At 70.3% G+C, this 25,593-nt stretch carries 29 protein-coding genes; 19 read left to right on the top strand and 10 right to left on the bottom strand.

What is annotated here, in order from left to right; all coding sequences use genetic code 11:
* Positions 1 to 127 precede the first annotated feature (127 nt).
* The 8 genes from FBY40_RS04970 (at position 128) to FBY40_RS05005 (ending at position 8,428) form a co-directional block, all read left to right on the top strand.
* On the top strand, positions 128 to 1,003 hold the full coding sequence (locus FBY40_RS04970) for a transketolase (RefSeq protein WP_200829918.1): 876 nt from the start codon (positions 128 to 130) through the stop codon (positions 1,001 to 1,003).
* The gene (locus FBY40_RS04975; RefSeq protein ID WP_141936873.1) at positions 1,003 to 1,962 is read left to right on the top strand and encodes a transketolase family protein; all 960 of its coding nucleotides are present in this window, start codon (positions 1,003 to 1,005) and stop codon (positions 1,960 to 1,962) included. The genes FBY40_RS04970 and FBY40_RS04975 overlap by 1 nt, the downstream gene beginning before the upstream one ends.
* A gap of 17 nt (positions 1,963 to 1,979) precedes the next feature.
* Positions 1,980 to 3,041 carry a zinc-dependent alcohol dehydrogenase gene (locus FBY40_RS04980; protein ID WP_141936875.1) on the top strand — a complete coding sequence of 354 codons (1,062 nt, stop codon included), beginning with the start codon at positions 1,980 to 1,982 and terminating at the stop codon, positions 3,039 to 3,041.
* Positions 3,042 to 3,046: 5 nt separating this feature from the next.
* The gene (locus FBY40_RS04985) at positions 3,047 to 4,576 is read left to right on the top strand and encodes a sugar ABC transporter ATP-binding protein (RefSeq protein WP_141936876.1); all 1,530 of its coding nucleotides are present in this window, start codon (positions 3,047 to 3,049) and stop codon (positions 4,574 to 4,576) included.
* Position 4,577: 1 nt separating this feature from the next.
* Positions 4,578 to 5,567: an ABC transporter permease gene (locus tag FBY40_RS04990; RefSeq protein ID WP_141936878.1), complete on the top strand. Its 990-nt coding sequence runs from the start codon at positions 4,578 to 4,580 to the stop codon at positions 5,565 to 5,567.
* A 75-nt stretch (positions 5,568 to 5,642) separates the two neighbouring features.
* Positions 5,643 to 6,647 (top strand): sugar ABC transporter substrate-binding protein, encoded by a 1,005-nt coding sequence (locus FBY40_RS04995; protein ID WP_141936881.1) that lies wholly within the window; start codon positions 5,643 to 5,645, stop codon positions 6,645 to 6,647.
* A 69-nt stretch (positions 6,648 to 6,716) separates the two neighbouring features.
* A complete protein-coding gene (locus tag FBY40_RS05000; RefSeq protein WP_141936882.1) occupies positions 6,717 to 7,499 on the top strand; it encodes an SDR family NAD(P)-dependent oxidoreductase in 783 nt (260 codons plus the stop codon).
* A complete protein-coding gene (locus FBY40_RS05005; protein ID WP_141936884.1) occupies positions 7,499 to 8,428 on the top strand; it encodes a sugar phosphate isomerase/epimerase family protein in 930 nt (309 codons plus the stop codon). Before FBY40_RS05000 ends, FBY40_RS05005 begins: the two co-directional genes overlap by 1 nt.
* 1 nt (position 8,429) lies before the next feature.
* Here the strand turns inward: FBY40_RS05005 and FBY40_RS05010 are convergent, their stop codons facing one another.
* The 3 genes from FBY40_RS05010 to FBY40_RS05020 form a co-directional block, all read right to left on the bottom strand.
* On the bottom strand, positions 8,430 to 9,617 hold the full coding sequence (locus tag FBY40_RS05010; RefSeq protein WP_141936886.1) for a cystathionine gamma-synthase: 1,188 nt from the start codon (positions 9,615 to 9,617) through the stop codon (positions 8,430 to 8,432).
* Positions 9,593 to 10,543, bottom strand: coding sequence for a cystathionine beta-synthase (locus FBY40_RS05015; protein ID WP_141936888.1), 951 nt, complete (start codon positions 10,541 to 10,543; stop codon positions 9,593 to 9,595). Before FBY40_RS05015 ends, FBY40_RS05010 begins: the two co-directional genes overlap by 25 nt.
* Before the next feature lie 98 nt (positions 10,544 to 10,641).
* On the bottom strand, positions 10,642 to 11,178 hold the full coding sequence (locus FBY40_RS05020) for a MarR family winged helix-turn-helix transcriptional regulator (RefSeq protein WP_200829919.1): 537 nt from the start codon (positions 11,176 to 11,178) through the stop codon (positions 10,642 to 10,644).
* A 76-nt stretch (positions 11,179 to 11,254) separates the two neighbouring features.
* Between FBY40_RS05020 and FBY40_RS05025 the strand changes: the two genes are divergently transcribed.
* The 3 genes from FBY40_RS05025 to sufU are packed head-to-tail and all read left to right on the top strand — an operon-like array spanning position 11,255 to position 14,528.
* On the top strand, positions 11,255 to 12,796 hold the full coding sequence (locus tag FBY40_RS05025; protein WP_141936890.1) for an MFS transporter: 1,542 nt from the start codon (positions 11,255 to 11,257) through the stop codon (positions 12,794 to 12,796).
* Between the two features lie 41 nt (positions 12,797 to 12,837).
* On the top strand, positions 12,838 to 14,100 hold the full coding sequence (locus FBY40_RS05030) for an aminotransferase class V-fold PLP-dependent enzyme (RefSeq protein ID WP_141936892.1): 1,263 nt from the start codon (positions 12,838 to 12,840) through the stop codon (positions 14,098 to 14,100).
* Positions 14,097 to 14,528 (top strand): Fe-S cluster assembly sulfur transfer protein SufU, encoded by a 432-nt coding sequence (gene sufU / locus FBY40_RS05035; RefSeq protein ID WP_141936894.1) that lies wholly within the window; start codon positions 14,097 to 14,099, stop codon positions 14,526 to 14,528. The genes FBY40_RS05030 and sufU overlap by 4 nt, the downstream gene beginning before the upstream one ends.
* Positions 14,529 to 14,701: 173 nt before the next feature.
* Here the strand turns inward: sufU and FBY40_RS05040 are convergent, their stop codons facing one another.
* Positions 14,702 to 15,595 carry an oxidoreductase gene (locus FBY40_RS05040; RefSeq protein ID WP_141936896.1) on the bottom strand — a complete coding sequence of 298 codons (894 nt, stop codon included), beginning with the start codon at positions 15,593 to 15,595 and terminating at the stop codon, positions 14,702 to 14,704.
* Positions 15,596 to 15,665: 70 nt separating this feature from the next.
* Between FBY40_RS05040 and FBY40_RS05045 the strand changes: the two genes are divergently transcribed.
* Complete coding sequence (locus tag FBY40_RS05045; RefSeq protein WP_141936898.1) at positions 15,666 to 16,538, top strand: SGNH/GDSL hydrolase family protein; 873 nt, start codon at positions 15,666 to 15,668, stop codon at positions 16,536 to 16,538.
* Here FBY40_RS05045 and FBY40_RS05050 read toward each other — a convergent pair.
* A complete protein-coding gene (locus tag FBY40_RS05050; RefSeq protein WP_200829920.1) occupies positions 16,524 to 17,147 on the bottom strand; it encodes a peptidase M23 in 624 nt (207 codons plus the stop codon). The two genes, FBY40_RS05045 and FBY40_RS05050, sit on opposite strands and share 15 nt — an antisense overlap.
* A 23-nt stretch (positions 17,148 to 17,170) precedes the next feature.
* Between FBY40_RS05050 and FBY40_RS05055 the strand changes: the two genes are divergently transcribed.
* Positions 17,171 to 17,596 carry a hypothetical protein gene (locus FBY40_RS05055; RefSeq protein ID WP_141936900.1) on the top strand — a complete coding sequence of 142 codons (426 nt, stop codon included), beginning with the start codon at positions 17,171 to 17,173 and terminating at the stop codon, positions 17,594 to 17,596.
* Here the strand turns inward: FBY40_RS05055 and FBY40_RS05060 are convergent.
* Positions 17,578 to 18,051, bottom strand: coding sequence for a GNAT family N-acetyltransferase (locus tag FBY40_RS05060; protein ID WP_141936902.1), 474 nt, complete (start codon positions 18,049 to 18,051; stop codon positions 17,578 to 17,580). The two genes, FBY40_RS05055 and FBY40_RS05060, sit on opposite strands and share 19 nt — an antisense overlap.
* Positions 18,052 to 18,097: 46 nt before the next feature.
* Between FBY40_RS05060 and FBY40_RS05065 the strand changes: the two genes are divergently transcribed.
* Together FBY40_RS05065 and FBY40_RS05070 are read left to right on the top strand one after the other, a co-directional pair.
* Positions 18,098 to 18,517 carry an MmcQ/YjbR family DNA-binding protein gene (locus FBY40_RS05065; protein ID WP_141936904.1) on the top strand — a complete coding sequence of 140 codons (420 nt, stop codon included), beginning with the start codon at positions 18,098 to 18,100 and terminating at the stop codon, positions 18,515 to 18,517.
* A 61-nt stretch (positions 18,518 to 18,578) separates the two neighbouring features.
* Positions 18,579 to 20,045: a glutamate--cysteine ligase gene (locus tag FBY40_RS05070; RefSeq protein WP_141936906.1), complete on the top strand. Its 1,467-nt coding sequence runs from the start codon at positions 18,579 to 18,581 to the stop codon at positions 20,043 to 20,045.
* Between the two features lie 13 nt (positions 20,046 to 20,058).
* Here the strand turns inward: FBY40_RS05070 and FBY40_RS05075 are convergent, their stop codons facing one another.
* Genes FBY40_RS05075 through FBY40_RS05085 form a run of 3 tightly spaced genes read right to left on the bottom strand, consistent with a single transcriptional unit; the run spans position 20,059 to position 21,622 of the window.
* Entirely contained in the window at positions 20,059 to 20,844 is a 786-nt protein-coding gene (locus FBY40_RS05075; RefSeq protein WP_141936908.1) for a siderophore-interacting protein, read from the bottom strand.
* A 35-nt stretch (positions 20,845 to 20,879) separates the two neighbouring features.
* Positions 20,880 to 21,137, bottom strand: a complete 258-nt coding sequence (locus FBY40_RS05080; RefSeq protein WP_141936911.1) for a helix-turn-helix domain-containing protein — start codon at positions 21,135 to 21,137, stop codon at positions 20,880 to 20,882.
* Complete coding sequence (locus FBY40_RS05085) at positions 21,137 to 21,622, bottom strand: DUF2975 domain-containing protein (RefSeq protein WP_141936913.1); 486 nt, start codon at positions 21,620 to 21,622, stop codon at positions 21,137 to 21,139. Before FBY40_RS05085 ends, FBY40_RS05080 begins: the two co-directional genes overlap by 1 nt.
* A 92-nt stretch (positions 21,623 to 21,714) precedes the next feature.
* Here FBY40_RS05085 and FBY40_RS05090 point away from each other — a divergent pair, with 92 nt between their 5' ends.
* Genes FBY40_RS05090 through FBY40_RS05100 form a run of 4 tightly spaced genes read left to right on the top strand, consistent with a single transcriptional unit; the run spans position 21,715 to position 24,487 of the window.
* A complete protein-coding gene (locus FBY40_RS05090) occupies positions 21,715 to 23,442 on the top strand; it encodes an FAD-dependent oxidoreductase (protein ID WP_141936915.1) in 1,728 nt (575 codons plus the stop codon).
* Positions 23,442 to 23,717, top strand: coding sequence for a metal-sensitive transcriptional regulator (locus FBY40_RS05095; protein ID WP_141936917.1), 276 nt, complete (start codon positions 23,442 to 23,444; stop codon positions 23,715 to 23,717). The genes FBY40_RS05090 and FBY40_RS05095 overlap by 1 nt, the downstream gene beginning before the upstream one ends.
* A 26-nt stretch (positions 23,718 to 23,743) precedes the next feature.
* Positions 23,744 to 23,911: a hypothetical protein gene (locus tag FBY40_RS17430; RefSeq protein ID WP_200829921.1), complete on the top strand. Its 168-nt coding sequence runs from the start codon at positions 23,744 to 23,746 to the stop codon at positions 23,909 to 23,911.
* 48 nt (positions 23,912 to 23,959) lie between these two features.
* Positions 23,960 to 24,487, top strand: coding sequence for a hypothetical protein (locus FBY40_RS05100; RefSeq protein WP_141936918.1), 528 nt, complete (start codon positions 23,960 to 23,962; stop codon positions 24,485 to 24,487).
* A 7-nt stretch (positions 24,488 to 24,494) separates the two neighbouring features.
* Here the strand turns inward: FBY40_RS05100 and FBY40_RS05105 are convergent, their stop codons facing one another.
* Complete coding sequence (locus tag FBY40_RS05105) at positions 24,495 to 25,544, bottom strand: agmatine deiminase family protein (RefSeq protein ID WP_235014587.1); 1,050 nt, start codon at positions 25,542 to 25,544, stop codon at positions 24,495 to 24,497.
* Between the last annotated feature and the right edge of the window lie 49 nt (positions 25,545 to 25,593).

Below are 25,593 nucleotides of genomic sequence, written 5' to 3' on the forward strand. Positions count from 1 at the left end.
ACTTGTAAATGAGTCGGTGGTAGCTTCGCCGACATCCCTTCCCGTCGAGGGATCGCAGACGGCCGACGAAGGCCGACTGATCGACAACGACTGATCGACACCGTGTCATTCAATGAGGAGGCATGTGGTGAGTTCGCCGACCCTGACAGCCGGTCGAGAGCACAGCGTGGCTGAGCTGGAAGACCTCGCATTCGAGCTGCGATCGAAGCTCCTGCAGCTGTGCGGCACCTACGAGGGTGCCGTCCACATCGGCGGGGATCTCTCCGCCGCGGACATCCTGACCGTGCTCTTCAGCTATGGACTGCGCGTGGACCCGACCGACATCGCCGCCCCCGAGCGCGACCGCTTCGTGCTCAGCAAGGGCCACGCGGCAGTCTGCATGTACATCGCCATGGCCATCCGCGGCTTCTTCGAGTACGACGACATCGTCGCCACATACGGCCAGCTCGACAGCGCCTACGGCATGCACCCGTGCAAGGTGCAGCTGCCGGGCGTCGAGTGCTCCACCGGCTCGCTGGGCCACGGACTGCCGCTGGCGGTCGGGATGGCGCTGGGCGCCCGTCACCGGGGTGAGACGCACCGTGTGGTGACCCTCCTGGGTGACGGCGAGACCGGCGAGGGATCGGTGTGGGAGGCGGTGATGGCGGCCCGCAGCAATCGCCTGGGGAACCTCGTGGCCTTCATCGACCGCAACAAGCAGCTCATGACGAGCTTCGCCGAGGAGCGGGTGATGTTCGAGCCGTATCCCGACAAGTGGCGCGCGTTCGGCTGGAACGTCGTCGAGGTCGACGGCCACGACATGGCCGAGCTCGTCGCAGCGGTCGATGCGCTCCCCGACCCCGCCAGCGACGTGCCGACCGTGGTCATCTGCAACACCGTCAAGGGCAAGGGCGTGGACTTCATGGAGCACAACCTCGCCTGGCACGCCGGTTCGCTCGGCGCCGCCGACCTCGAGCGCGCGCTCGCCGCGCTCGACGCATCCCGCACGAAGGAGAGTGTCTGATGCCCGTCACCTTCACCTTCGGGGAATTCCTCGGAGCCCGATCCGTCATCGGCTCGACCCTGGCGGAGCTGGGCGAGGACCGGGAGAACCTCTTCGTCCTCACCCCCGACATCGGGGCCACCCTCGTGGAGTTCCGCGACCGCTTCCCCGACCGCTTCATCGACGTCGGGCTCGCCGAGCAGGCCTGCGTCGGGATCGCGGCGGGCCTCGCCTACGACGGCAACATCCCCGTCGTCTCCGGCATGCTCCCCTTCCTCAGCATGCGGGCGCTGGAGCAGATCCGCACCGACATCTGCTACCCGAACCTCCCGGTGAAGATCATCGGCACGCACGGCGGTCTCGTCGGCAACGGCGGCTCGACGCACTACGCCGTCGAGGACCTCGCGCTGATGTCGGCGCTGACGAACATGACGGTGACCTCGATCGGCGACCCGCTGATGGTCGGCGAGATCATCCGTCAGTCGATGAGCATGACGGGGCCCCTGTACATCCGCCTCGCGGTCGGCAAGAAGGACATGGTCCTCTACGAACCCGGTCAGCACGACATCCGCATCGGCAAGGGCATCATCGCCCGCGAGGGCACCGATCTCACCCTCTTCACCCACGGCACCACCGTCGCGCAGGCGCTCGCCGCCGCCGAGCAGGTCGCCGAGGCGGGGATCTCGGTGCGGGTCGTGGACATGTTCACGCTGAAGCCCATCGACGAGGAGCTCATCCTCGACTCCGCCGAGCGCACCGACGGGCGATTCGTCGTGCTCGAGGACCACCTCGCCTACGGCGGCCTGGCCAGCCGGATCGCCGACGTCATCGCCGATCGCCGCCTGCACCTGACCGCCTTCGAGCGGCTGGGCATCCCGCAGGTCTACGCCGGATTCGGCGAGGACGAGCAGCTCCGCGACAAGCACGGGTACGGCCTCGCCGCCACGGTCGCCGCCATCCGCCGGGCGCACGCGGCCTGAGACGGAGGGACGTCACCATGAAGACGGTCGCCGTCACCCGCGTGGGGAACCTGCGCGCCGAAGACGCCGACGAGCGCGGACTCATCGGTCTCGCCGACTTCCCCGCGCAGCCACTCGGCCCGGAGGACGTCCGCATCCGCGTCGCCTACGCGGGCATCTGCGGATCCGATCCGCACGTGGCGGAGGGCTACTTCGGAACCGAGGTCCCCATCGGGCTCGGCCACGAGATCTCCGGGGTCGTCGAGGCGCTCGGCGAACGGGCGCATCGCACGGGCCTTCAGGTCGGCGACCGCGTCGCGGGCAACTTCCTGCGCTTCTGCGGGACGTGCCTGCCCTGCCGGGACGGTCGCCAGCAGTTCTGCGAATTCATCCAGGAGTACAACCGGCCCGGCATGGCCGAGACCGTCACGTGGCACGAATCGCAGGTCTACCGCCTGCCGGGTGAGGTGAGCCTCCGCCAGGGTGCGCTGCTCGAGCCGGTCTCGGTGGCCGTGCGCATCGCCGACAAGACCCGCCTGCGGGTCGGCGACCGGGTCGTGGTCTGCGGCGGCGGTCCGATCGGCCAGCTGGCGCTGCAGGTGCTGAAGCTGCACGGAGCGACGTCGCTGACGATGATCGAGCCGATCGCCGAACGGCGCGAGATGGCCCTCCGCGGCGGCGCCGATCACGTGATCGATCCGCTCGCCGAGGACCAGGCCGCTCGCGCGCAGGAGATCACCGGCGGCAGGGGCTTCGATGTCGTCGTCGACGCCTCGGGCTCGACCCGCGCCGTTCCGGGGCTGCTCGACCTCGCCGCGCACGGGGCCACGGTGGTCTACGGCGCGATGTATCCGGCCGACTACGAGCTGCCGCTGAACCTCTCGTCGTACCTCTACCTCAAAGAGCTCACCCTCACCGGTGTGTTCGTGTCGCCCTACGCCTTTCCGCGCGCCGTGCAGCTGCTTCCGCACCTGCGGCTCGACGATTTCACTCGGGCGGTCTACGACCTCGACGACGCCGTCGCCGCCTTCGCAGAACACCTGAGTGGACGTCACCCGAAGGTCCTCATCCGGTGCAACGACATCCCCGACGGGAGCTGAGGAGCATGACGACCGTGGAAGAACGTCCGCAGACGGTGGGGACCCCGACACCGACCCTCCAGGTGGAGAACATCGTCAAGCGCTTCGAAGGCGTGCACGCCCTCAACGGCGCACGACTGGAGGTGCGCCCCGGCGAGATCCACGCCCTGCTGGGCGAGAACGGCGCCGGCAAGTCGACCCTCATCAAGATCATCACCGGCATCCACGAGCCCGACGCGGGGTCGATCCGGCTGAACGGCGAGGAGGTGCACTTCGCCAGCGTCCGCGCAGCCAACCGCGCGGGGATCGTGGCCCTCTACCAGGAGCTCTCGATCGTCCCCTCGATCAGCGTCGCCGAGAACATCATGCTGGGCGAGGAGACTCCGAGCGTGGCCGGGGTGGTGCGCTGGGCGCACCTGCGCCGGCGCGCGAAGGAGCAGCTGCAGCGGATCAACCAGAAGATCCCGCTCGGCAAGCTCGCCGGCGAACTCTCGCCCGTGCAGCAGACCATGGTCGCCTTCGCCCGGGCGCTCGCCACCGACGCCCGGGTGCTGATCCTCGATGAGCCCACCGCGTCTCTCACCGACACCGAGATCCGCGACCTCTTCGCGGTGCTGCGGTCGCTGCGTGACGAGGGGGTGTCGATCGTCTACGTCTCCCACCGCCTCGAGGAGGTCTTCGAGCTCTGCGATCGGCTGACGATCATGCGCAACGGCGAGACGATCATCACCAAGCCCGTCGCCGACTCCCACATCGACGAGGTCATCTCCCTCATGGTGGGCCGTTCCCCCGATGCCCTCTATCCCGATCGGGGAACGACGACGGCCACCCCGGTGATGACGGTGACAGGGCTCAGCGGTCGGCGGGTGTCGGACGTGTCGTTCACCGTGCACGCCGGCGAGGTGCTGGGGATCGGCGGACTGGCGGGCTCGGGACGCAGCGAGCTGCTGCGTCTCCTCGCCGGCGCGCAGCGCCACACCGCGGGCGAGATCGCCGTCGGCGACGCGATCCTCCCGCGCCGCGGCGGCGTCGGTCGGGCCCTCGAGGCGGGCATCGCCCTCGTCCCCGAGGAGCGCCGCAGCCAGGGAGTGATCCTCGGCGCATCGATCCAGGACAACATCACCCTGGCGAACCTCGGCACCGTCAGCTCCGCCGGCTACGTCGCCGGGAACCGCGTCGCCGACATCGCCAAGCGCGGCATCGCCGACCTCCGCATCAAGGCGCGCAGCCCCCGCCAGCACGTCAGTGAGCTCTCCGGCGGCAACCAGCAGAAGGTGGTGCTCGCCAAGATGCTCGCCCGCAACCCCCGGGTGCTGCTGATGGACGAGCCCACCCGCGGCATCGACGTGGGAACGAAGGCGGAGATCTACCGCCTCATCCGTCAGCTCGCCGCCCAGGGCACCGCCGTCATCGCGGTGAGCTCCGAACTCCCCGAGCTCATCGGGATGAGCGACCGCATCATCATCCTCCACGAGGGTCACGTCTCGGGCGAAGTCCCGGCCGAGGGCGCGGACGACGAGATCCTCCTGTCCTACTGCTACGGAAAGGCGGTCTGACATGACCACCACGGAAAAAGAGCGCACCGGCGCCGTCATGGTCGCGGGTCACGCCCGCACCGTCGGCACCCGGCTCATGCAGGGCGGCACCGTCGTCGCCCTCGTGCTCCTGGTCGTCTTCTTCTTCGCCATGCGGCCCGACGTCTTCCTGACCTTCACCAACGTCCGCAACATCCTCTATCAGGTGTCGATCCTGGCGATCATCGCCGGCGCGCAGACGCTCGTCATGGTCGTCGGCGACTTCGACCTGTCGGTCGCGGCGACCTCGGCGCTGGCCGGCGCGGTGGCGGCATCCCTCATGCTCCAGGGTGTTCCGGTGATGCCGGCGATCGCGATCGCGCTCCTGGTCGGGCTCCTCATCGGCATGATCAACGGGGCGCTCGTGGCGTTCCTCAATCTCTCGGCGTTCGTGGCGACGCTGGCCACGATGACCTCCGTCATCGGACTGGCCTTCCTCGTGACGCAGGGGACGACGCTGTTCAACCTGCCTCCGGAGTTCAACGCCCTCGGCCAAGGACGGTTCCTGGAGATCCCGCTGCCGGTCTTCATCGCCATCGCGATCTCGGCGGTGCTGTGGTTCATCCTCCGCTACACCACGCTCGGTCGACGCTGGTATGCGATCGGCGGCAACGCCGAGGTCTCGCGCCTGTCGGGCGTGAACGTCAAGCGCGCGCGCTTCCTCGCCTTCTCGGCCGCCGGCCTGGTCGCCGCCATCGGCGGGGTGCTCCTGGCCGCGCGGCTGGGAAGCGCGAGCGCCATCCAGGGCGAGGACAACCTGATGTTCTCCGTCGCCGCGGTCTTCCTCGGCATGACCATCGTCCGCTCGGGTGCCGCCAACATCGTCGGCACCATGGTCGGCGTCGCGATCATCGGCGTCATGAGCAACGGACTGAACATCCTGGGCGTGAACGCGTACGTGCAGCAGGTCGTCACCGGCATCATCATCATCGCCGCGGTCACCCTCAGCTCGTTCAAGAACCGAGAACGCTAGGCGTTCTCATCAGCCCGGCGACACCCGCGCCGGGGGCACCAAGAAAAAACGCAACCATCACAAAGGAGTAGAGAAGTGCGTAACAGAATCAGGGCATTCGCAGTCCTCGCCGTGGCCAGCGCCCTCGCGCTCGCCGGATGCGCCGGTGGCTCCGGCTCCAACGGAGGCGGAGGTGACGCCGGCGGAGGCGGTGGCGATGAGCCGCTGCGGGTCGTCGCCTTCACCTCGGGCAACCAGACGCCCATCGGTGCCTGGTGGGTCAAGGAGGTCGAGGCCCAGGCTGCCGAGCTCGGTTGGGAGCTCACCATGGTCCAGGGCGACTTCGACTTCCAGAAGATGAACCCCGCCGTCGAGAGCGCCATCGGACAGGGCGCCGACCTCGTCTACAACGGCTACACCGACGTCGCCTCGATCGGCTCGATCGTCACCGCGGTGAAGGATGCCGGCATCCCGATGTTCGCCATCGACGCCGGCGTCGAGCCCACCGACGCCTACGCGCTGAACATCACCACCGACCAGCAGGGCATCGTCGACCAGACCATGGGCGCGATCTCCGACGCGATCGGCGGGCTCGAGGGCAAGAACATCATGGTGATCGGGCACGACCCGCACGCCGGCATCCGCACCCGCGCCGCGCTGGCCGCCGAGGCGGTCGAGGCCGCCGGCGCCACGCTCGCCGGCGGAGAGATCCAGCAGGTCGTCTCACCCGCCACCGGGCGCACCGAGGCCCTGGCGCTGGTCGCCGACTACCTGTCTGCCAACCCCGACGGCCTCGATGCCGTCTGGGTCGGCTGGGATGACGCGGCTCTGGGTGCGGTGCAGGCCGTGACCGAGGCCGGCGCCACCGTCGCCGTCACCGGAGTGGATGCCACGAGCGAGGCGATCGCGGCGGTGAAGGCCGGCACGATGCTCGCCACCGTCGAGCAGCCCTGGCCGCTGATCAACGAGGCCGTCCTGGAGGCGATCGCCCAGTGGCGCTCGTCGGGCTCGGCGCCGTCGAACAACTTCGAGGAGGAGGCCACGACGCTGGTCACCTCCGAGAACGCCGACGACATCACCCCGTCCGACCAGCTCGGCTGACGCAATCCCCTCGGGGGCGGGCTCTTCTCTCGGGCCTGCCCCCGAGGTCCACCACGGAAAGGAACCCCCATGCGCCTGGAAGGCAAGGTCGCCATCATCACCGGCGGCGCGAGCGGCATCGGCCGCGCCACCGTCGACAAGTTCGTCCGCGAGGGCGCGAAGGTGCTCATCGCCGACATCTCCCTCGAGGCGGCCGAGCGCGCCGTCGCCGAGGTCGAGGCCGCCGGCCACACCGGCATGACCGCCGCGTGCCGCGTCGACGTCTCGGACTTCGCCGAGGTCGAGCAGATGGTCGCCACCGCGGTGTCGACCTTCGGCAAGCTCGACGTCATCTTCAACAACGCCGGCATCGCCGGGGGCGCGCCGCTCCTGGACCACGACCCGGCGAAGGACTATGTGCCGATGATCCGCGTGGATCAGGACGGCGTCTACTACGGCATCCTCGCCGCGGCCCGCCAGTTCCGCGATCAGGGGACCCCCGGGGTGATCATCAACACATCCTCCATCTACGGCGAGCAGGCCGCAGAACTCGCCTTCAGCTACAGCGCCGCCAAAGCTGCGGTCATCTCCTTCACCCGCTCGGCGGCGTACGAGCTCGCCGAGCACAACATCCGGGTCGTGGCGATCACGCCCGGTCGGGTGGGGACGGCGATCATCAACCAGTTCAGCGACGAACTGAAGACGGTGTTCGCCTCGGAGCAGCTGCGCAACACCATGACCCAGCCGTCCGAGATCGCCGATGTCGTGGCCTTCCTCGCCTCGGACGAGGCGAATGTCATCAACGGCACGGTGGTGCACGTCGACGACGGGTACTCGGTGTTCAAGCAGCGGCTGGACCTCCCGGTGTTCTGATGACCGCCCACGCCAGCGACATCCCGATGACCCTCGATGTGGCGTGCCACCTGAACGTGGTGGTCGCCGACGCCTCGCCCGAGAGCCTGGAGCAGGCGCTGCCCGCGCTCGTCGATCTCGGAATCCACCGGGTCGTGCTTCCGCCGCTCGACCCCGCCGCGACCGACACCCGCAGCATGAGGGACGCCTTCGCGCACTGGGAGGTCTCGCCGATCACCATCGCCGGGCAGGCTCCCGGTGCCGATGTCTCTTCGGATGACGCGGACGAACGTGCCGCGGGCGTCGACGCGCTCCGCCAGGCGCTGCGGCTGACCGCCGAGCTCGGCGGCGACCAGATGAACGGCGTGCCCTACGGGCTCTTCGGCTCGCCGGGGGCTCCCGTGCCCCGGCAGCGCGTCGAGGAGGCCGCGCGCCTGGTCGGACAGGTCGCCGACGAGGCGGCCGATCTCGGGATCGCCATGACCTTCGAGGTGCTCAACCGCTATGAGACCTCGGTGGTGAACACCGCCGCGCAAGCGATGCGGTTCGCCGAGGCGAGCGGGTCGGAGAACCTCCGCATCCACCTCGACACCTTCCATATGGCGGTGGAGGAGTCAGACCTCGAGGGCGCGATCCGTCTCGCCCTGCCGCGCCTGTCCTACCTCGAGCTGGGTCAGTCGGGGCGCGGAGCCCTCTCGGGCGGGGCTGTCGACATCCCGCAGATCGTCCGGCAGGCCCTCGACGACGGCTATCGCGGGAGGTTCGGGGTGGAGGCGTTCTCGCGCACGGTGCTCGCCGAACCGGTCGCCGACATGCTGGCGATCTGGCGCGCGCCGTATGACGACGGGATCGAGCTCATGCGCGACGCGCTGCGCGTCATCCGCTCGGGATGGGCCGCGAGCACGGCGGGTCGGCGGGAGATCCGTCTCGCCCGCGGGGCGATGGTCTGACTCAGCGGGTCGCGGCGCGCAGCGCCTGCTCGATGTCGGCGATGAGGTCGGCGGGGTCTTCGATCCCCACGGACAGGCGCACGACCTCGACCGGCACGGCCGCGTCGGTTCCGCGCACCGAGGCGTGGGTCATCGCGTCGGGGTAGTTCACGAGCGACTCCACGCCGCCGAGCGATTCGGCGAGCTGGAAGAGCTCCGTCGACTCCGCGAACCGGCGGGCGAGCTCGCCCGAGTCGAAGGCGACCGAGACGATCCCGCCGAAGTCCGACATCTGCCGCGCGGCGATCGCGTGACCGGGGTGGTCCTCCAGGCCGGGGTAGAACACCTGCGCGACGTGCGAGTGGTCTCGGAGGAAGGCGGCGATCGCGGCCGCGTTGGCGCTGTGGCGTGCCATCCGGATCCCGAGGGTCTTGATCCCCCGTGAGGCCAGCCACGCATCCATCGGTCCCGAGACCGCGCCGACGGCGAACTGGAGGAATCCGATCTTCTCGGCGAGTTCGTCGTCATCGAGCACGAGCGCGCCGCCGACGACATCAGAGTGCCCGCCGAGGTACTTCGTCACCGAGTGGACGACGACGTCGGCGCCGAGGGTGAGGGGGCGCTGCAGAGCCGGAGTGGCGAAGGTGTTGTCGACGACGACGAGCGCTCCGGCCTCGTGCCCGATCGCGGCGAGCTCGGCGATGTCGGTGATCTTCAACAGGGGGTTCGACGGCGTCTCGACCCACACCAGCTGCGCGGGGCGCTCGGCGAGGGCGGCGCGGACCGCCGCGGCGTCGGACATCTCGACCGTGCGCATCTGCACACCCCACGGCGCCAGCACACGGGCCAGCAGCCGGTGGGTGCCGCCGTAGACGTCGTTGCCCAGCAGCACGCTGTCGCCGGGCTTCAGCGTCGCGCGCAGCAGCGCATCTTCGGCGGCCAGGCCCGACGAGAACGAGAACGCGTGGGCGCCGCCCTCGAGTGCGGCGAGCTGACGCTGAAGGGCCGTGCGGGACGGGTTGCCGCTCCGGCCGTACTCGTAGCCCTGGCGGAGCCCGCCGATGCCGTCCTGGGCGAAGGTGGTGGAGAAATGCACCGGGGGGATCACCGCTCCGGTGGTGGGGTCGAACTCCTGACCGGCGTGGACGGCGAGGCTGTCGAAGCGGTGGGTGCTCTTGTCGACGCTCACGGCAGGTTCCTCGTCATCCATTCGTCATCGAAGATCTTGCTGATGTAGCCGCGGCCCGAGTCGGGGAGGATGACGACGACGACGTCGTCCTCGCCGAGGTCGCGTGCGGTGCGGAGGGCGGCGACGACCGCCATCCCGCACGATCCTCCGACGAGGAGGCCCTCCTCGCGCGCCAGGCGCCGAGTCATCTCGAACGACTCGCGGTCATCCACCCGCTCGTAGCGGTCGACCACGTTCGGATCGAAGGTGGTGGGCCAGAAATCCTCGCCCACGCCCTCGACGAGGTAGCCGTGCACCGGGCCGCCGGAGTAGATCGAGCCCTCGGGGTCGGCGCCGACGACCGTGACGCGGCCCTCGGAGACATCCTTCAGATACTTGCCGGTGCCGGTGATCGTGCCCCCGGTGCCGATGCCGGCGACGAGGTGGGTGACCCGGCCCTCGGTGTCGTCCCAGATCTCCGGGCCGGTTGTCTCGTAGTGCGAGAGCGGCCCGTTGATGTTGGCGAACTGGTTGGGCTTGAAGGCGCCCGGGATCTCCTCGGCCAGCCGGTCGCTGACCGAATAGTAGGAGTCGGGATGATCCGGCGGCACGTTCGTCGGAACGGTGACGATCTCGGCGCCGTAGGCGCGGAGGACCGCGGTCTTCTCGCCGGAGAACTTCTCGGGCACCACGAAGATCATGCGGTAACCGCGCTGGAGGGCGACGAGGGCCAGGCCCACGCCGGTGTTGCCGCTCGTGGCCTCGACGATCGTGCCGCCGGGCTGGAGCTGGCCGCTTTCTTCGGCGGCGTCGATCATGCGACGCGCGATGCGGTCCTTGACCGATCCGCCGGGGTTGAAGTACTCGACCTTGGCCAGCACGGTCGGCTTGACATCAGCGACGACGCGGTTCAGGCGGACGAGGGGGGTGTGGCCGACGAGGTCGGCGACGTGGGAGGCGTAGCGCACGGTGTGTTCCTGAGTAAGGGCTGCTCGTGGCAGCCGAAGGTGAGTGGTCGTCGAAGGCGCGCCGAGGGGCGCTCACTCACAACAACGACACGTCAGGGTCACGAAGGGAGGTTATCAGCATCCAGGCCCGCCATGAACGTGCGGGTGTGCGCGGCGGCCCGCCGGAGGTAGTCCGCGATGGCCTGCTGCTGCTCCTCGGAGTACTCGTCGGCGAGATCGTCGAGGGTGCGGAACAGCGGTGAGAGCCCTCCGATCACCTGGTCGACCGCCTGCGGCTGCACCGTCAGCTGAACCCGGCGGCGATCGCGCGGGCTGCGCTCCCGGGCGACGTGACCCGCCCGCTCGAGGCGGTCGACCAGCTCGGTCGCCGACCCCGGGCTGATGCGCAGGCGTGCGGCCAGCTCGAGGGTGCCGAGCGGCGAGCGCTCGGATTCCATGAGATGTCCGATGGCGTCGTAATCCATGGGGCGCAGGTGCATGTGCTCCGCGAGTGCGCGCTCCACGTCCGCCGTCGCGCGATTGAGGTCGCGCAGCGCCCAGCTCACCTCGTGGGCGTCGGTGCGTCCGCGTTCCAGATGCTCGACGTCGTCGTACGAGTCGGGCCGGGTGGGGTCGTCGAAGGGGGCGGAGGCCATGTCGCGATTCTATTGACAACTCTGCGGAATCGGAAGAATATGGAAACCGAATCATTCCGAATCCGAAGGGAACGCCATGTCCGCTCCGAGCGTCGCCTCGCCCCGCACCTCGTCCGAGGGGCGGCTGCGAGGCCTTCTCATCAGCCTGTGCGTCGCGCTCGCACTCGTCGTCGCGGGAAACTCCGCCCTCGCGATCGCTCTCCCCGACATCGCGACCGACCTCGAGGCCGATCAGTCGGAGTTGACCTGGATCATCGACGCCTACGCGCTCACGTTCGCGGCGTTCCTGCTGACGGCGGGGCTGCTGGCGGACAAGATCGGTCGACGGACGGTCATCATCGTCGGGTTGGCCGTCTTCGGCGCGGCATCCCTCGCCTCGGCCTTCGCGCCCGATCCCGCCTGGTTCATCGCCCTCCGCGCGATCTCGGGGGCGGGCGCCGCGGCCATCTTCCCGGTGACCCTGTCGGCTCTCGTCGATGCCTATCCGCCCGAGCGGCGGACCTTCGCCATCGCCGTGTGGTCGGGGGTGAGTTCGGCCGGCGCTGTCGGCGGGACGATCGTCGCGGGCGTGCTGCTGGAGTGGTTCTGGTGGGGGAGCGTGCAGCTTCTCTTCGGCGGGGTGGCGCTGCTCCTCGTCATCCCCTCGGTGATCCTCGTGGCGCAGAACCGCAACCCGCGTCTGTCGGCCGACCCGCTTGCGGCGCTCTGGTCGGTTCTCGCGCTCACCGGCATCGTCTTCGCCGTCATCGAGGGCCCCAAGCGGGGGTGGGACGACGCGCTGGTGCTCGTGGCCCTCGTCGTCGGCGTCCTCGGCGTCGGCGCGTTCATCGTGCATCAGCTGCGGGCGAAGCAGCCGTCGCTCGATGTGCGGCTGTTCCGAAGCCGCGGCCTGTCGGCCGGGTCTCTCATCGTCACCGCCCAGTTCTTCGCCTCGCTCGGTCTCTTCGTTCTGGCACCGCAGTACCTTCAGCTCGTGCAGGAGTTCACTCCTCTCGGGGCGGCGCTGTCGCTGCTGGTCATTCCGGTGGGAGTGGGGGCGGGGATCGGCGGATCGGTGGCGTTGGCCCGGCGGTTCGGGCAGGGAACACCGGGCGCACTCGGCCTCGTGCTCATGGCGGCCGGCTTCGCCGGGGCTGCCCTGACGCTCGCCGAGGGAACGGACGCCTCGATCTGGGTGCTCGCCGTCGCGCTGGCCGTCTTCGGGGTCGGCTTCGGGATGGGCATCACCCCGGGCACCGAACTGATCATCGAGGGCTTGCCCGCCGAGCGTCGGTCGATCGCCAGCGCCGTGAACGACATCACTCGCGAGGTCGGTGGGGTGCTCGGCATCGCCGTGCTCTCCAGCGTGCTGCTGTCGAGCTATCGCGACGAGATCGCCGGCGTGCTCGACGGGGTGCCCGAGCCGGCGCAGGAGGTCATCGAGTCGGGGGCCGGCGCTGCCATCGGTGCGTCGGAGGCCTTCGGCCCGGCAGGCGATGCCATCGCCGAGGCGGCGCGCGACGCGTTCGCGATCGGCCTCGGGTCGGCATCCTGGGTCGCCGCGGCGGTGCTGGCTGCGACCGCCGTCGTGTGCATCGCCCTCGTGCCGCCCCGGCGGCGGTCGACCACGACCGCCTGACCGGGAGCGCCCCGCGTCGATCCGCGAGAGACTGGAGGGTGATGAACACCCTCCCGACTCGCGTGCGCGACGACTTCCCCTTCCTCGCCGCGCATCCCGATCGCGCGTACCTCGACTCCGCGGCGACCTCGCAGCGGCCGCGGCAGGTGATCGACGCCGAGGCGGCGTTCGTCACCGCCGATTACGCGGCGGTTCATCGGGGCTCGAGCATGGCGACCGGGGCGGCGACCCAGGCCTTCGAAGACGCCCGCGCACGGGTCGCCTCGTTCGTGGGGGCGGGTGCCGATGAGATCGTGTGGACCGAGAACGCCACCGATGCGATCAACATGGTGTCTCTGGGGATGTCGGATGCCGCTCTGGGCCTCGGCGGCGACGACGCCCGGGCGCGGTTCGGCCTCGGGCCCGGCGACGAGATCGTCGTCACCGAGGCCGAGCATCACGCCAATCTCCTTCCCTGGCAGCGCCTCGCCGCGCGAACCGGCGCGACCCTCCGGTGGGCCGCGACGGACGATGACGGCCTCTGGAGCGTCGATGCGCTCGCGGCCGTGGTCACCCCGCGCACCCGGATCATCGCCTTCGCCCACGTCTCCAATGTGACCGGCATGGTCGCGCCCGTCGCCGACGTCGTCGCACTCGCCCGACGGGTGGGTGCGTTGACGGTGCTCGATGCGTGTCAGTCGGTGCCGCATCATCCGGTGGACCTCCCGTCGCTCGGCGTCGATTTCGCGGCGTTCTCGGCCCACAAGATGCTGGGTCCGACGGGCATCGGGGCGCTGTGGGGCCGCAAGGACCTCCTCGACCTGCTGCCGCCCGCCCGCACCGGCGGGTCGACGATCACCACGGTGACGATGGAGTCGGCGCAGTTCCTCCCCGCTCCCTCGCGCTTCGAGGCGGGGACCCAGCCGGTGAGCCAGGCGGTCGGGTTCGGCGCCGCATCCGATTTCCTGCGCGAGATCGGGATGCCGGCTGTCGCCGCCCATGAGCACGAGATGACCGGCCTTCTGGTCGACGCGGTCGTCGGCACACCGGGCGTGCGGCTCATCGGTGTGCCGGGCGGAGCGGAGCGGGGACCGCTGGTGAGCTTCGTCGTCGACGGGGTGCACGCGCATGACGTCGGGCAGTTCCTCGACGACCGGGGGATCACGGTGCGCACCGGACATCACTGCGCCCAGCCCCTGCACCGCCGTCTCGGGGTGGCGGCGACCACCCGCGCGAGCGCCTACGTCTACACCGACGCCGCCGAGGTGGCGCGCTTCGCCGCCGCGCTCGCCGAGGTGCGCCCCTTCTTCGGAGCCGACCGATGAGCGATCTCGAGAGCCTGTACCGCGAGGTGATCCTCGACCACTCCCGTCACCCCGAGGGTCGCGGCGACGTCACGGGCTTCGCGGTGACCCATCACGAGCTGAACCCGTCGTGCGGCGACGAGATCACGCTCGGCCTCGCCGTCGAGGACGGCGTCGTGAGCCGGCTCGCCTGGGAAGGGCAGGGCTGCAGCATCTCCATGGCATCGGCGTCGGTGATGTCGGGCCTGCTGAAAGGTGCCGACGTCGACACGGCGCGGGCGCTCATCGAGGACTTCCGCACCATGCTGCGTTCGCCGGGCATCGAGCCGCCCGAGCGTCTCGAAGATGCCGCCGCCTTCCAGGGCGTCGCCCGCTACGTCATGCGCGTGAAGTGCGCGATGCTCGGCTGGGTCGCCGCCGAGGCGTGCCTGCTGCGCGCCGCGGACTGAACCCGCCGACTGAGCGCCACGGCGAGAAGGTGGCGCAGATGGTCGGGTTGGGGCGCTGAAAGCGACAATCTGTGACACTTCCTTCGGCCCGGTCGCCGAGAAGGTGGCGCAGATGGTCGGGTTGGGGCGCTGAAGGCGACAATCCGTGACACCTCGATGGCGGGGGTGGGGCGTCAGCGCACGCTGCCCACACCCTCCACCCGCGCGCCCGCGGCCGACTCCTCTGCGGCCAGCCGATCGGCGGGGGTGACCCCGAACACGCGGTGCACCGCGGCGTCGAACACCCGATCCGGCAGCAGCCACCGGGCGAAGACGATGGCCTTCGCGGCGAAGGGAACGGTGTACCGGATCCGCGGCTTCGCGGCATCCACCGCCCGTCCGATCGCCTCGGCGACGACCGCCGGCCCCGGCGCGCTCTCGGTGTCGGCCGCGCTCAGCGCCCGCACGAGCGCGTGCGCCTGCGGGGCGTACGCGGTGTGGCCTGAGACCTCGAGGGCGCTCCGCCGCGAGATCTCGTTCCACTCGGTTCGGATCGCCCCGGGACGGATCAGCACCACCCGCACCCCGTGCGGCTCGACCTCGACCCGCAGCGAGTTGCTGAGCCCCTCCACGGCGTACTTCGTCGCGTGATACCAGGCGCCCAGCGGCTCGTAGATGCGGCCGCCGATCGAGGAGATGTTGACGATCGTGCCCCGGCGCTGGCGCCGCATCGTGGGCAGCACGAGCTGGGTGAGCCGCGCGAGCCCGAAGATGTTGACCTCGAACTGGCGTCGCGCCTCGTCGATCGGCACGTCTTCGACGGCTCCGTACGAGCCGTATCCGGCGTTGTTGACGAGCACGTCGATGCGCCCTCGATCATTAAGGATGCCGGTGACGGCCGCCGTCATCGACTCGTCGTCGGTGACATCCAGGCGGATGACGCGGGCGCCGTGATCGGCGAGGTGCGCCATGCGCTCGACACGCCTCGCTCCCGCGTAGACGACGAATCCGCGCCGGATCAGTTCGAGGACGGTGGCCTCTCCGATTCCCGAGGATGCTCCGGTGACCAAGGCGACGCGTGAATCCATAGGGAACACAAAACCAGCTCCTCCTGCATGTCTCCTCCGCGGATCTGGTGCGTTTGCCTAGCCTGGCCGAGTGGGGGAGCGTGCACGACGTCGACGCCGCGCTCGCCTGCGTCGCGCGGGGACGGTGCTGGGCGGCATCCTGTTCGTCGCAGCCCTCACGGTCGGGTGGCTCGCGCTCACGCTCGGGCCCCTCAACGGCGTCGCCCGGGCTGCGGCTCCCCTGACGCCCGCACCGGTCCCCGCCGAGGCCGCCCCGGCCCCGACACCAGCGGCGACGCCGCTCCTGCCCACCCCGGTGTTCGACGACGCGCCCGCCGACCCCGCCCCGCCTGCACCCCCGCCGCCACCCACCGCCTGGGTGATCGGCGACTCGCAGGCCGCGGCCGAGGCGTCATGGGTGGCGCGCGCCCCCGCCGAGCTCGGCTACGACGTCACCCTCTCCGCGCGCGGCGGCATCGGGTTCGTCGCCGCGCCCCCGGGCTCTGACGCATCGACCGGGCACCCGAGCATCCGCGATGCGCTCGCCGCCGGGCTGTGGCAACCGCCCGCCGACCCCGCGCTCATCGTCGTGCAGTCCGGCGGCAACGACCAGACCTTCCCGATCGATCACGTGCGTGCCTCCGCCGAGGCCTCGCTCGATCAGCTGCGCACCACCTTCCCCGAGGCGACGATCGTCGTCGTCGGACCGCTCGTGCAGGTGGAGGCCTGGGCGCCCCAGCGCCGTGCCGTGAGCGCGACACTCGCCGAGGTCTCTGCGGCGCGCGGGATCGCCTTCGTCGACACGACCGGCTGGGTGGCGTCATCCGGTCTCTCGCCCTTCCTCGTCGACGACCGCCACTTCTCGCCCGCAGGGCACGACGCCCTCACGGGCATCTTCGTGCGCGCGCTCGCCGGCACCGGAGTCGGCGACCCCGCCGCGACGGCGCCGTCAGCAGCCTCCTGAGCCCGCGGCATCCGACTCTCCCGGCGCGCTCTCCGCGCCGGTCAGCTCCGCGACCAGCGCCTCGGCGGCCGGCCAGTACGGCGCGTAGTGGTCGGGCTGGGCGTTGATCTGCGTTCGATGGGCGACGAGTGTCGGCTCCATCGCCAGGCGCTCGGCCTCGGGCACCTCGTCGAGCATCGCCCGGTAGAACATCGTCGCGGCGGTGTACGGATCCATGCGCGCCTCGCGCGGGCCCCACTCGTCCTGCTGCTGGAAGAGTCCGACCGAGGTCGTGGGGCTGCCGTCGGGGTTTCGCACGCCGCTGGTCTCCCAGTCGCCGTAGTCGAGGTTCCGCAGTGACGACTCGCCCATGGCGGTCATCACGGCGATGGTCTGGTCGCGCTCCGAGAGCCCGAGGTCCCGGCCCGCCTGAATGACGGTCGCGGCGTTCTCGCGCTGCTCGGCGGTCCAGGTGCGGCATTCGGATGCGCCCTCGCGGGGGGAGAACAGCACGACGACGGCGATCACCGCGACGACGGCGACGGTGACCAGACCCGCGAGCACGGTCTGGATTCGGGATGCCGCGGAGGAGCGCACCCGCACATGGTGGCACCCGTTCCTGAGATCCACCCGCCGGGTATAGCCTGCCGCCGATGCGCCTTCGCCCGATCGATCTCGTGGACGTCTTCGTCTACCTCGTCGTGCTGGGCGTGTTCATCCAGCTCTTCCCCGCCGTCATCTCCGAGACCTTCCTTCTCGCCCTCCTCACCGCGATCCTGCTGAAGGTCGTGCTCGAAGTCGTGCTGTGGCTGAAGAAGCGGGTGATCGCGCGCATCCGCGCCTCGAGCACCGCCCTCACGCGCACGGTCAACATCGTCGCGCTCGTGCTGATCCTTCCGGGCAGCAAGTTCGTGGTGCTGCTACTGGTCGACCTCGTCTTCGGCGACGAGGTGCGCCTCGGCGGCTTCTTCGCCGTCACGGCGCTCATCATCGTCCTGACCCTCGCGCGGGCGGGCGTCCGCCGGCTGCTCGCTCCGGTCCCGGGCGACCCGGCGAGCGATCAGAGCTCGCGGAGGTAGCAGAGCATCCGATAGTCCTCGCCGGGTTCGATGTTGACGAACCCGTGTCGCTCGTAGAACCGGCGGGTGTCGTGATCGATCTCGTCGACGTTGATGTGCATCTCGCCGGCCCCGCGGCGTCGCACCTCGTCGATCGCGGCGGTGAGGACGCGGGTGCCGATGCCCTCGTCGCGCAGCGTCGGGCGCACGTAGAGCTCTTCGAGCTGGGCGAGTGCGCCCCGGTAGTACGGCGTCGGCCGCAGCGTCAGGAAGGCGAAGGCCACAGCCGCGCCTGCGTCATCCTCCGCGAGGACGACCAGCACGTCGTCCCGCAGCAGGAGGGCGGCGAACCGCTCCCCGAAGAACGCGGCACCGGGGGTGGCCGATTCGAACTCGGTGTTGAAGTCGTGGAGCAGCGCGCCGACCGTCGCGGCATCCTCTTCGGTGGCGAATCGCACCGTGACCGGCGTCGGCATGGGTTCATCATTGCCGACGGCGGCGCGCGGCGGTAGCGTGCGGCGCGTGAGCCATCCGATCATGTTCGATGAGGCGGATGCTGCGCTGCGGCGCATCCGCGAGATCGCCCTGGCGTTTCCGGGTGCGGCGGAGCGGGTCTCGCACGGCCGGCCGAACTTCTTCACCACGAAGACCTTCTGCTACTTCGGCGGATCGGAGCGGGGCGACCATGTGGGGGCGCGGCACGATCGCGCCATCCTCGTCCGGCCCGACCCGGTCGACGAGCCGGCCCTCCGACAGGACCCCCGATTCTGGGAGCCCGCGTACCTCTGGCCGGCCGGGTGGCTCGGCGTCGACGTTCCCGCCGGCGACGCTCCCGATGACGAGTGGGCCGAGGTCGCCGAACTCATCGACGCGTCGTACCGTGTCACCGCGCCGAAGAAGCTGGTGCGCGAGCTCGATCTGAGGGCAGCCGAGGCGGACTGACCCCGATCGCGCTCGCCCGCAACCCCTCGCCCGGCCGAGCCCGCGCCCCTAGAGTGCCCCCATGGGAGAGGATGTCGCACCGCAGGAGTTCACCCGCGCCGACCGCACCCGCCACCGCGAGAAGGTGCGGCAGAACCTCGACGTCTTCGCGCAGATGCTGCGCGAATCGCGGTTCGACACCGACGATCCGCTGACGGGGCTGGAGGTCGAGTTCAACCTCATCGACGAGGTCGGCGATCCCGCGCTCCGCAACGCCGAGGCGCTCGCCGCGATCGCCGACCCGGCGTTCCAGACCGAGCTCGGTCAGTTCAACATCGAGATGAACGTCCCCCCGGCGCGACTGCGCGGGGGAGGGCTGACGACGTTCGAGGAGGGACTGCGCCGGAGCCTCAACCGAGCGGAGGAACGCTCGGCGGGTGTCGGCGCGCATCTGGTGATGATCGGTATCCTGCCGACGCTCGCCGAAGGACACCTCACGCGCGAGACCCTGAGTGCCAACCCGCGCTACGCCCTGCTCAGCGAGCAGATCCTCGATGCCCGCGGCGAGGACATCGCGATCTCGATCACGGGTGCCGAGAAGCTTCGCACCACGGCCGACTCGATCATTCCCGAAGCGGCGTGCACGAGCACGCAATTCCACGTGCAGACCTCGCCCGACGACTTCGCCTCATACTGGAACGCCTCGCAGGTGATCGCCGGGGTGCAGCTCGCCGTGTCGGCGAACTCGCCGTATCTCCTCGGCAAGGAGCTCTGGCGCGAGACGCGCATCCCGCTGTTCGAGCAGGCGACCGACACCCGCAGCGAGGAGCTGAAGGCGCAGGGCGTCCGCCCCCGGGTGTGGTTCGGCGAGCGGTGGATCACCTCGGTGTTCGACCTGTTCGAAGAGAACGTCCGGTACTTCCCGGCTCTTCTCCCCGTGGTCGACGACGAAGACCCGGCGGTCGCCCTCGAAGAGGGCCGGGTGCCGTCGCTCGCCGAGCTCAAGCTCCACAACGGCACCGTGTACCGCTGGAACCGCCCGGTGTACGACATCGCCGACGGGATGCCGCACCTGCGCGTGGAGAACCGGCTGCTGGCCGCAGGGCCCACCGTCGCCGACATCATGGCCAACGCCGCCTTCTACTTCGGGCTCGTGCGCGCGCTCGCCGAGGACGAGCGGCCGCTGTGGTCGCAGATGTCGTTCAGCGCCGCGGAGGAGAACTTCCACGCCGGCGCCCGCGACGGCATCGATGCGCGTGTCTACTGGCCGGGGGTCGGGCAGGTGGCGGCGACCGAGCTGGTGCTCCGGCGCCTGCTCCCCCTCGCCCACCGAGGCCTCGAGGCATGGGGCGTCGACACCGCCGAGCGCGAGCGTCTCCTCGGGATCATCGAGCAGCGGTGCCTCACCGGAGTCACCGGGGCGGAGTGGTTCATCGGGCGCATGCATCAGCGCCGCGGCATGGAGCGCTTCGATGCCCTGCGGGCCACCCTTCTCGACTACACCGCCGGCATGCACACCAACGAGCCGGTGCACACCTGGGAGCGCTGATCGCCCGCGCCTGTCAGCGCGGCTTCTTCTCCGAGGTCTCGCCGCGCTTCCAGTAGCCCTTGATGACGGTCTGGTCCGCCGGCACGCCCCACCGCTCGAGCAGCAGCTCACGTCCGGGCTTGACGATCGACTGCTCGGCCGCGATGAACCCCAGGATGCTGCCGGCCGGCCGCTCCTCACCGCCGAGGGCGCTCAGGCGCGCAGCCAGCGCCGACCCAGGCGCCGTCGTGCCGCGGTGCACCTGCTCGACGGCAACACCGGCGGGCGCGTCGATCGGCAGCTCGTGGGCGGCGTCGGCCACCTCGACGAAGATGCGCCCGCGCGCCTGGTCGTCCATGATCCCCGCGAAGCGGCGCATGGCCGGCATCGCCGTCTCGTCACCGGCGAGCAGCCAGAAGTCGGGTCGACCGTCGACGATCTTCGAGCCGCGTGGACCGCGGATGCCCGCCAGGGCACCCGTCGGAGCGGTCGCCGCCCACGTGGACGCCGCACCGGCCGGTCCCTCGAGCGGGTCGCCGTGCAGCACGAATTCCAGATCGAGCCAGTCGGCACCCCACCGCGCCGGGGTGTATTCGCGGCTCGGCGCGGCGGCGAGCTCTTCGTCGGTGCGAGGATCGCCGTCGGGGAAGAAGATGCGCACGTGGTCGTCGGGTGCCGCCGAGACGAAGTCCGCCATGTCGTCCCCGACCAGCCGGACCCTCACATAGCCGGGCGTGACCCACTCGCGGTCGGCCAGGCGAAGGCGGCGGAACCGCAGCTCGTGACCCTGAGGGCGGAAGGAGAAGGAGGACTCGGGCATGGCGCTCTTTCGTTCGGGTTTCTCTTTCCACCCTGTCACGGAGTGCCATCGGGGCCCGAGGCGCCGTCACTGAGTGGGCCCCCCGCCCCGTCGGCTTCGAACCTCAGGATGTCGCCGGGCTGGCAGTCCAGGGCCTGGCACAGCGCATCGAGGGTCGAGAAGCGCACCGCCTTGGCCCGGCCGTTCTTCAGGACGGCGAGGTTCGCGGGGGTGATGCCGATGAGGTCGGCGAGCGTGCCGACGGCCATCTTGCGCCGCGCGAGCATCACGTCGATGTCGACGATGATCGGCATCAGATCACCTCGTCGAGCTCGGCGCGGAGCCGCCCCGCCTCGACCTCGCGGGCGATGGCCTGCGTCAGCAGCATCCTCATCACCACCACCAGCAGGGCCATGCCGGCGAGCACGAGGGCGAAGCCCGAGATGAGGCCGATGATTCCGGGGGCTGCCTCGCCGAAGCGGAGCACCACGGCGAAGGCGAAGGTGACGACGGATGCCGCGATCACCGCGCCGATGATCACGTCGACGTAGCGGAACGCGGCCGGGATGAACACGGCGCCGCGGCGCACCATCGTCAGGAGGCGCCAGACGCAGACGGCGAAGACCTGGAGGGTCAGAACCCCGAGGACGACGAGAACCGCGATGCTCACCCGCGCCCACAGCGGAGCGCCGTCGAGGTCGATCCACAGCAGGGGGACGATGACCGTCTGTACGATCAGCGACCCGACCAGCGAGAGCGCAATGATCACCCGCAGCGCCAGAATCGTCTTCTTTCCCATCATTCCTCCTGTTGCTCGAGAGGAATCTATCGAATATCGATAGTTCAGGCAACTCGAAGATATAGACATACCCCCGGGGGTATCATCGGAGCATGCCCCAGAGCCCTTCCCCACACAGGATCGTCATCGTCGGAGGCGTCGCCGGCGGAATGAGCTGCGCCGCCCGCGCCCGACGGCTGGACGAGTCCGCCGAGATCATCGTGCTCGAGCGCGGCCCGCACGTCTCCTTTGCGAACTGCGGTCTGCCCTACTACGTCGGCGGCGAGATCGCCGAGGCCGACAAGCTCCTCGTCCAGACTCCGGCCTCGCTCCGCGCCGCGCTGAATCTCGACGTGCGCACCGACCACGACGTCACGGCGGTAGACACCGCGGCGCAGACGGTCACCGTCATGACCGCCGACGGGGTGGAGCAGATCCGCTACGACGCCCTCGTTCTCTCCCCGGGCGGGCAGGCGGTGCGTCCGCCGCTTCCGGGCCTCGACTCCCCGCGGGTGCGGACCCTTCGCACCGTCGACGATGCCCTGGCGCTCCGGAACCGCGTCGACACGGGCGCTCGCCGGGCAGTGGTGCTCGGCGCCGGGTTCATCGGGCTCGAAGCCGCCGAGGCGCTCGCCGCTCGAGGGCTCGCCGTCTCGCTCGTCGAACTCGCCGGGCATGTGCTGCCCCCGCTCGAGCGGGAGCTTGCGACCCTCGTCGCCGATGAGCTCGTCGACCTCGGCGTCGATCTGCACATCGGGGTCGGCGCGAACGCGGTCGAGCAGGGCACCGAGCACGACGTCGTCGTGCTCGCCGACGGCACCCGCATCGACGCCGACCTCATCGTCCTGTCGGTGGGCGTCCGTCCTGACACCGCCACCTTCGAGGCGGCCGGCATCGTGTGCGACCGGGGCGCCATCGTCGTCGACGAGCACGGGCGCACCTCCGCTCCGCGGGTCTGGGCGGTGGGTGACGCCACCGCCGCGATCGATGCGGTCACCGGCGTCCGGCGCCCGATCGCCCTAGCGGGCCCGGCCAACCGCGCCGGTCGGCTCATCGCCGACGACATCCTCCGCCCCGGTGCCGCTCGGGCGGTGCCCTCGTCGGTGGGCACGGCGATCGTGCGGGTCGGCTCTCTCGCCGCAGCCCTCACCGGCGCGAACCGCACGTCGCTCGACGCCGCGGGCACGCGCTACCGCACCCTGCACCTGCACCCCAATCAGCACGCAGGGTACTTCCCGGGCGCCGCGCAGCTGCACCTCATCGTGCACTTCCGCGAGGACGACGGCCTGCTTCTGGGAGCGCAGGCGGTGGGGGAAGACGGCGTCGACAAGCGCATCGACGTCCTGGCCACCGCCATCCGCTCCTCTCTCACCGTCGATGACCTCATGGATCTCGACCTCGCCTACTCGCCGCCCTACGGTGCTGCGAAAGACCCGGTGAACCTCGTCGGGATGCTGGGTGAGAACGTCCGCACCGGTCAGCTGCGCCTCTGGTACGCCGACGACCTCGACGAGGTGCTCGCCTCGGCGCTCGTACTCGACGTGCGCTCGGCTGACGAGGTCGCCACCGGTCACCTGCCCGGCGCGCTGCACATTCCGCACACCGAGCTGCGTGCTCGGCTGGCCGAGGTGACGGATGCCGCCGACGGCCGTCCGGTCCGCGTCATGTGCGCGTCGGGGGTGCGCTCGGCGATCGCCTACCGCGTGCTCGTGCAGGCGGGCTTCGATGCCGCGTCGCTCTCGGGCGGCATCCTCACCCTGCGTGCGGCGCTCGGACCGCGCGCCGCCGATCTGCTGCGCGTCTGGTCCGAACCCGTCGTCCGTGAAGGGGGATCCCGCTGATGCGCACCGCCGACCCCGAAGTCCAGCGCCGGATCGTCAATCGCCTGCGCCGCGCCCGCGGCCAGCTCGATGCGGTCATCGCCGCCGTCGAGCAGGACAAGCCCTGTCGCGACGTGATCACCCAGCTCGCCGCCGCCGGCAGCGCGATCGACCGTGCCGGATTCGCCATCGTCTCCACGGCGATGAAGGAATGCCTGGCCGACCCCGATGCCGCGTTCGAAGACGACGGCACCACCCCCGAAGAGCTCGAGAAGCTCTTCATGATGCTCGCCTGACCCCCCGCACCCGAAGGAGATTCCCCATGTGCTACCCCGTCACCTGCGCCACCTGCGGCAAGACCACCTGGGACGGATGCGGCCAGCATGCCGACCAGGTCATGAAGGCCGTTCCCGCCGGTCAGCGCTGCCCCGGTCACCAGTCGGCGCCCCGCGCCGGCATCCTCGCGCGCCTCTTCGGCGGCGCCGCCTGAGCCGGAGAGGCCTTTCCCACGCTGCGCCGCTCGGGTAGCGTGGCGGCGATGCCCACGCTTTCGCCTCCTCAGCCCGACGCCGCCGCGCCGCGCACCCCGGCTCCGGGGCTCGCCGGTCGCGAGCTGGTGGTCCAGATCCGGCGCCTGCTCGTCGTCACGCTCGTGGCGTGCGTGGTCTACCCCGCCTTCATCGGGGGGTCGAGATCGTTCTGCCCCGGCGGGTTCGACGCCGACGGCGGGTTCATCGACCGCGACGGACAGGCGACCGACCTCGCGCCGCAGTGCCTGTCGCTGCAGATGGGGCCCGGCCCCTTCGTCTTCGCTGCGATCGCGGCGATCGTGCTTCTGGCGCTCGGTCGCGTGATCCGCGTGGCGGACGATCTCGAGTCGGCGACACGGATGCTCCGCCGCGCGGGCCTCGCGATCATGATCGTCACGGGGCTGTCGCTGGTGATCGCGCACGTGTGGTTCGCGCTGCTTCCGGTCACGGAATGGGATCCGGCGAGCGGGTCCTTCTTCCTGTTCCCCTTCCCGTTCGCGGGAGTCGAGATGACGGTCGCGCCCCTGACGCCCTGACCGCGCCTCAGACGGCGGGCTGCTGCTGGGTGATGCAGTGGATGCCGCCGCCTCGGTCGAACAGGGGCCGCGCGTCGACGGTCGCCACGCGACGGCCGGGGTAGGCGTCGGCGAGGATCTCGCGCGCGCGGGTGTCGGCGAGTTCCTCGCCGAAGCCGCAGGCGATCACCCCGTCGTTGACGACGAGGTGGTTGACGTAGCTCCAGTCGACGACGCCGGTCTCATCGCGGAGTGTCGCCGGTGCCGGCAGCCCCGTGATCGTGACGCCCCGACCGCGGGCGGCGAACGCCTCCTCGAGCTCGGTGCGGATCTGGCGCGACACCTCGAAGTCGGGATGGTCGGGATTCTGCTGCTCGTGGAGCAGCACGTGGCCCTCTGCCGCGAAGGTCGCGACGATGTCCACGTGACCGTTGGTGCCCAGGTCGTCGTAGTCGCGGGTGAGTCCGCGCGAGAGCCAGATCGCGTCGGTCGCGCCGATCGTGCGGGCCATCTCGGCCTCGACGCGGGCTTTGTCGGCGAAGGGGTTCCGGCGGGGGTCGAGCTGCACCGTCTCGGTCAACAGGACGGTACCCGTCCCGTCGACGTGCAGGCCGCCGCCCTCGTTGACCAGCAGTGAGCTGATCACCTCGACGCCGAGGAGCTCGCCGATGAATCGGCCGATGAGGGCGGACTTCTGCCACTCCGCCCAGTCGGGTGCGCCCCAGCCGTTGAACACCCAGTCCACCGCGGCGAGCGTGCCGGGTCGCGCATCGTCGACGACGAAGGTCGGCCCGACATCGCGCATCCAGAACTCGTCGATGGGGGCTTCGACGATCTCGATCTCGGCGCTGAGCATCCGCCGCGCGCGTGTGATCTCGGTGGGGTCGACCACCATCGTGACCGGTTCGAAGTCGGTGATCGCGTGGGCGACCGCCGTCCATGCGGCGTAGCCTTCCTCGCGCTCGGCGTCGCTGTCACCGAGGGTGAAGCCCTCGCGGGGGAACGCCATCCACGTCCGCTCGTGCCGCGCGGTCTCGGCGGGCATGCGCCACCCGAGGGGCGGGAAGCTGTCGGTCATAGGGGAGATCCTTCCGTGGTTGCCAGGGCGCCCGCCACGGCACCGGTGA

It is taken from the genome of Microbacterium sp. SLBN-154, assembly GCF_006715565.1.
In the GTDB taxonomy this organism is placed as follows: Bacteria; Actinomycetota; Actinomycetes; order Actinomycetales; family Microbacteriaceae; genus Microbacterium.